We start from the raw sequence: 1,094 nt of genomic DNA, 5'->3' as shown, positions 1-1,094 counted from the left end.
CGTCATCTGGGCGCTGCTGCGTGATGGCCGGGAGTTTCATCGCTCACCACAGCTCACGGCCCAGGCGGCTTGACACGATCATTGAGACTCCTCGGTTCTTTCGTGCTCGGGGCTCTGGCGCGGGTGTTGCCCGATGCTTGTCGTCGATCTGACGATAAGCCTATACTCGTCGGTGTGTACAGGCCAAGTGATTTCCCTCCCTTTGCGGTCACGGTCGACCTGGTGGTGCTGACCGTGCGGGCCGATGCGCTGTGTGCGTTGCTGGTTCGGCGGGGGGAGGCGCCGTTTCGGGGGCGGTGGGCGTTGCCCGGGGGGTTCGTGCAGGTTGCCGAGTCGGTGGATGCCGCGGCTGTTCGGGAGTTGTCCGAGGAGACTGGGGTGTCCGGGCTGCACTTGGAGCAACTGGGGACGTATGGGGAGCCTCGGCGGGATCCGCGCATGAGGGTTGTTTCTGTTGCTTACCTGGCGTTGGCGCCTGATCTGCCGGTTCCGGTCGCTGGGACGGATGCTGCGGCTGCTTCATGGGTGCCGGTGTCCGAGGTTTCCTCGTTGGCGTTCGATCATGCGCGGATCTTGGAGGACGGGGTGGAGAGGGCTCGGGCCAAGTTGGAGTACACGCCGTTGGGGGCGGAGTTTTGCCCGCCTGAGTTCACGGTCGCTGAGTTGCGGCGGGTTTACGAGATCGTTTGGGGGGTTTCGTTGGATCCCCGGAACTTTCATCGGAAGGTCACGGGGGTTGACGGGTTGTTGGTGGCTACCGGGGAGACGACTTCTCGGGATGGGGGGAGGCCGGCTGCCTTGTTTCGGAGGGGGGAGGCTTCGGTGTTGTATCCGCCGTTGGTTCGGGGGGCTGGGGGGTAGGTGGGGTTTGGGACGCGACCTTGCGGGTGGGTTGCGTTGAGCGAGTCCCGTTCCGTACGCGGGTTGCGTTGGTGGTCGCCTTGCGTAGAGCGAGTCACGTTCCGTGCGTTTCGCGACCGGGCGGGTGGTCATCTTGCTTTGGGCGTGTCCTGTTTAGGGCGCGGGGCTCCGCCCCGGACCCCGCCAATCTGATCAAAGACCGGCCAGCGCCGCTTGCGGGTTGATGGCACGCC

Annotated in this window: 1 protein-coding gene; it reads left to right on the top strand. The window is 65.1% G+C overall.

All coding sequences use genetic code 11. The annotated features are described in order from the left end of the window. The first annotated feature begins 174 nt into the window (after positions 1–174). Positions 175–861 (top strand): NUDIX domain-containing protein, encoded by a 687-nt coding sequence (locus tag ABZ345_RS47465; RefSeq protein WP_359862367.1) that lies wholly within the window; start codon positions 175–177, stop codon positions 859–861. Positions 862–1,094: the final 233 nt, after the last annotated feature.

The sequence above is a fragment of the Lentzea sp. NPDC005914 genome, from assembly GCF_040629405.1.
In the GTDB taxonomy this organism is placed as follows: Bacteria; Actinomycetota; Actinomycetes; order Mycobacteriales; family Pseudonocardiaceae; genus Lentzea.
Note: the sequence above shows the minus strand (reverse complement) of the source record. Positions and strands in the feature narration are given on the sequence as shown.